Here is a 4,080-nt window from a genome sequence, read left to right on the forward strand (position 1 = left end):
AGGGCCTGGCAGGAGAGTAGCGCCTCCGATCCGCCTTTGAGCAGGACGCTGTTGCCTGTCTTCACGGCCAGGGCAGCAATTTGCACCAAGGCATCGGGCCGCGACTCGAAAATCACCCCCAGCACTCCTAGAGGGTAGGTGCGCCGCTCCAGCACCAGCCCCTCGTCCAATTCCCGGATCAGCAAGGCCTGCCCCACCGGATCTGGCAGCCGCAGCACCTGCCGCACCCCAGCCACCATCTCGGCCAATTTCTGGGCGTCCAACTTCAAGCGGGCGTAGGCCGAGGCGGACAGCTCGCCGGCCTTGACCTGCTCCGCTGCCCGGGCCAGATCCGCTTGATTGGCTGCCAAGATAGTCTCCTGCTGCGCCAGCAAAGCGGTGGCCATGGCCTCTAGGGCGGCATTCTTTACCGCAGTGGGCAAGGTAGCCGTGCGTCGAGCGGCAGCGCGAGCCAACTGCACCTGGGCCAGCAGGGGCGAGTCAGCAGCAGCTTCCGGCAGGCTGGGAGAGTCGGTTACAAGAGACATAGACTCCAGAAGAAGACGAAAACGCTCCTGCAAATGGGATCCCGGGAGCACCTTTGCAGAGATCCCTGTGCTACGTTGGGCACAGTTGGGCTGTACCATTTGCAGCCTACCAAACTTTGGATCCCACCTGCCGTGGCAGGGGGCATTGCTCTGTCCCTGAGATAAAGTTGGGGCAGAGAAAGGCCTCTGTGCGAAACCCCTAGAGGCTGGAGATCAACCTCGACTTTTAGACCTTGTCTGCCAGGAGAGCCAATGAGAAAGCGCGGGTTTGTGGTTAGTGCAACGGCTGCGGTGGTCACAGCCGTGTCGCTTGTCGGGGTGCAGCTATCCATGCCGGGTTGGGCAGGGTTTCGCCGGGATCCCAAAGAGGTGGTGGACGAAGTTTGGCAGATTGTCAATCGGGAGTACGTCGATCCTTCCTTTAATTCCGTCGACTGGGAGGCGGTGCGCCGCGATCTGCTCAGCCGCGAGTATGCCACCCGCGAGGAGGCCTACGAGGCGATTCGAGAGGCTCTCAAGAAGCTGAACGATCCCTACACCCGCTTCTTGGATCCGGATCAGTTTGCCAGCATGCAGATCGACACCTCTGGCGAGCTGACGGGGGTGGGGATTACCCTTGGCTTGGATCAAGAGACCAACGAGCTGGTGGTGATCTCCCCCATCGAAGGGTCTCCCGCCGATCGCGCTGGGATCAAGTCCAAAGATGTGATCGTGCGCATCGACGACAAATCCACCGAAGGCATGGACACCAACACCGCCGTCAGCCTCATTCGCGGCGAGCCGGGCACGCGGGTGCGGCTGACCATCCGTCGCGAGGGGGAAGGGCTGAAGGTATTCGACTTGGTGCGGGAGAGAATTGAGCTGGCCACTGTGCGCTATGCGGTTCACCAGGAAAATGGCCTGCCCATCGGCTACATTCGCATTACCCAGTTTTCCGGCAATGCCGCCGACAAGGTGCGCCAGGCCATTCGCGAGCTGGAAAAGCAAGGCGTAGTTGCCTATGTGCTGGATCTGCGGGCCAACCCAGGGGGGCTGCTCTACTCCAGCGCCGAGATTGCCCGCATGTGGATCGACCGAGGCAGCATTGTCTCGACGGTGAACCGGCAAGGGGAGCAGGATCGCCTCACGGCCAACAACACCGCCCTTACCGACAAGCCTTTGGCCGTTTTGGTGGATGGGGGATCCGCCAGCGCCAGCGAGATCCTGTCGGGAGCCTTGCAAGATAACCGTCGCGCCGTGATCATCGGCACGCAAACCTTCGGCAAGGGCCTGGTGCAGTCGGTGCATCCCCTCTCCGATGGGTCGGGCCTGGCGGTGACCATTGCCCGCTATCGCACCCCCAAAGGCACCGATATCGATCACAAAGGCATCACCCCGGATATTGTCGTGGAACTGTCCGAAGAAGATCTCAATCGCCTCAGCCGGGATCGCGAGTTGGTGGCCACTCCCGCCGACCCGCAATATGCCGCCGCCATCCAGGCCCTCCAGGCACAGATCTCGGCCCGCCAGCAACAGGCCAAGGAGCCAATGCGTTCCTCTTCCCTCTAGCCAGTGTGGGGGCCCAGGCTGCGAGACCTTGCTGAGTAGCGACCTTGCGCTGGTGAGCAGGCAGCAGCTTCGGCAGGCAGGTTGAGGCGACGCGGGGCTGGAAGTTGTTGGCGGAGGTGGTGAAGCGCTATGGCGGGGTTGCAAGCTGTAGAATCCATCAACTTGGCCGGGCGGGATCTGCTCAAACTCAGCGACCTGAGCCCGGCGGAGCTGGCGGCCTTGCTGGCTCAAGCGGCGGAACTGAAGCGGGATCCCTATCGGGTGGATCTGCGCGGACGGGTGCTAGGGCTGTTGTTCCAGAAGGCTTCTACCCGCACCCGCGTCAGCTTTACCGCTGCCATGGCCCAGTGCGGGGGCAGCACCCTGGATCTGGTGCCGACGGCGATGCAGATGAGCCGCGGCGAGCCCTTGCCGGATACGGCCCGCGTCCTCTCCCGCTACCTGGACGCGATTGCCATTCGCACCTACGACCAGCGGGAGCTGGAAACCTTTGCCGAATATGCCGAGATCCCGGTGATCAACGCCCTCACGGATCAGTTTCACCCCTGCCAGGTTTTGGCCGATCTGCTCACCATCCAGGAGAACTTCGGCCAACTGGCAGGCCTGACCTTGGCCTATTGCGGTGATGGCAATAATGTTGCCCATTCCCTGCTGCTGGGCTGTGCCATGAGCGGGATTCACATCCGCGTCGCCACGCCCCCCGGCTACGAGCCGGATGCAGCAGTAGTAGCAGAAGCACAGGCCTTGGCCCAGGGATCCCAGGTGTGGGTCTTGCAGGATCCCCATGAGGCCGTCTCGGGAGCCCAGGTGGTCTATACCGACGTGTGGGCCAGCATGGGCCAAGAGGATCAGGCCGAGGCCCGCAAAGCCCACTTTCTGCCCTACCAGGTCAACGCCGCGCTGATGAAACTGGCGGATCCCGAGGCCATCGTGCTCCACTGCCTGCCCGCTCACCGGGAAGAGGAGATTACGGCCGAGGTTTTGGAGGGATCCCAGTCCCGTGTGTGGGATCAGGCAGAAAATCGCCTCCACGTGCAAAAGGCACTGCTGATCCAACTGCTGAGGGCAGGGTGACCCCAGAGACAGGGGAGGTGTCAACGGTTATTGGCGGGGCGGCGGGCGGCAATGGCCAGGCTGACGTTGGGCAGCCGCTGCAGGGTATCCATCACCTCTACTACTTTGCCGTGGGAGAGGGCCAAATCGGCGTTGATCACCACCAGGCGGCGCCCTTCAGCCGGCTTCTCGGTCAGGATGCGTTCCACTGCCGGGAGCAGAGCGGAGAGATCGGCAATTTTCTCCTGGTTGACGGCAATTTGGCCCTCAGCCGTGATGCTCACCGTAACGTCTGGCTGGCGGCGGGCGTCGGCTGTGGAGGCCTCTGGCAAATTGACCTCCAGAGCCTCGGAGCGGGTAAGCACCAGGCTGGCGATGACGAAAAACACCAAGATCGAGAAGATGACATCGATTAGAGGCACGATGTTGATCTCTGCGGGTCGAAAGTTTTCTTCTGGGATGCGCATAGGCTAGGAGGGATCAAGCGAGGAGTAGGGCGGAAGGGTGGAGCTGCCGCTGGGGCTGGACTTTGCGTAGGGGTACTGGGAAAGCTGTTGGGCTTGCATCTCTTGCCGCTGGCGATGCAGCAACTCCAGCTCGCCGCCGTACTCCTGAATCTTGGAGAGCTGCCGCAGGTACAGGGAGCGGAAGGCGTTGGAGATCAACAAGGTGGGAATGGCCACGATCAGCCCAAAGGCGGTCGAGTAGAGGGCCTCGGCAATCCCCTGCCCTACCCCCTGAGTATTGGTGCCGCCAATATCCCCCAGTTGGATGGAGCTGAGGATCTGGATGATGCCGGTAACCGTGCCCAGCAAGCCCAGGAAGGGGGCAACGGTGATGACGGTGTCGAAGAGGGTGTTAAAGCGTTTGAGCAGGGGCACTTCTGCCGCCAGGGCTGTCTCCAGGGCCAATTTAAAATCCTCGGGGCTGGCTTCGTTGAGCTCCAGGCCGG

At 62.0% G+C, this 4,080-nt stretch carries 4 protein-coding genes and 1 pseudogene; 2 read left to right on the forward strand and 3 right to left on the reverse strand.

The features are described 5' to 3' along the window. Positions 1–527, reverse strand: a pseudogene (locus tag NW835_RS07555) (gamma-glutamyl-phosphate reductase); the annotation flags it as partial. Between the two features lie 252 nt (positions 528–779). Here NW835_RS07555 and ctpC point away from each other — a divergent pair. Together ctpC and argF are read left to right on the forward strand one after the other, a co-directional pair. Next, positions 780–2,075 (forward strand): carboxyl-terminal processing protease CtpC, encoded by a 1,296-nt coding sequence (gene ctpC / locus NW835_RS07560; protein WP_414364600.1) that lies wholly within the window; start codon positions 780–782, stop codon positions 2,073–2,075. 156 nt (positions 2,076–2,231) lie between these two features. Next, positions 2,232–3,149 carry an ornithine carbamoyltransferase gene (gene argF, locus NW835_RS07565; protein ID WP_414414976.1) on the forward strand — a complete coding sequence of 306 codons (918 nt, stop codon included), beginning with the start codon at positions 2,232–2,234 and terminating at the stop codon, positions 3,147–3,149. Between the two features lie 20 nt (positions 3,150–3,169). Here the strand turns inward: argF and NW835_RS07570 are convergent, their stop codons facing one another. Both NW835_RS07570 and NW835_RS07575 read right to left on the reverse strand, forming a co-directional pair. Beyond that, a complete protein-coding gene (locus tag NW835_RS07570; RefSeq protein WP_414414950.1) occupies positions 3,170–3,595 on the reverse strand; it encodes an ExbD/TolR family protein in 426 nt (141 codons plus the stop codon). Between the two features lie 3 nt (positions 3,596–3,598). Continuing rightward, on the reverse strand, positions 3,599–4,080 hold a 482-nt coding region (locus NW835_RS07575), incomplete at its 5' end, for a MotA/TolQ/ExbB proton channel family protein (protein ID WP_414414951.1).

Source organism: Synechococcus sp. OH2, assembly GCF_047462155.1.
GTDB lineage: Bacteria > Cyanobacteriota > Cyanobacteriia > Thermostichales > Thermostichaceae > Thermostichus.